This window comes from Acinetobacter johnsonii (assembly GCF_048551975.1).
In the GTDB taxonomy this organism is placed as follows: domain Bacteria; phylum Pseudomonadota; class Gammaproteobacteria; order Pseudomonadales; family Moraxellaceae; genus Acinetobacter; species Acinetobacter johnsonii_A.
In genome coordinates, this window is the sequence record NZ_JBIMCF010000173.1 from 1 (window position 1) to 291 (window position 291).

Annotated in this window: 1 protein-coding gene; it reads left to right on the plus strand. The window is 45.7% G+C overall.

Translation table 11 applies throughout. From position 1 onward, the window contains the following. A partial coding sequence (locus tag ACG9ZB_RS17115) for a zinc-binding dehydrogenase (protein WP_419326832.1) occupies nucleotides 1-291 on the plus strand: 291 nt, incomplete at both ends.

Below are 291 nucleotides of genomic sequence, written 5' to 3' on the forward strand. Positions count from 1 at the left end.
TTCAGAACACCGCCAATGGTGCGGTGGGTAAAACCGTGGGGATGCTTGCAAAAGCGCGTGGTCAAAAGGTCATTAATTTGGTTCGCCGTACTGAGGCTGTAGCTGAAATGCAGGCCTTAGGGATTCAAAATGTGGTAGCAACAGACCAAACTGATTGGAAAGAACAAGTCAAATCGATTCATGCAGATCAGCCACTGATTGCGGGTGTAGACTCCATTGTTGGTCAGGCCAGTGGTGAAATTTTGACTGTACTTAGAGAAAATATGCTATTCGTGTCATATGGTAGCATGA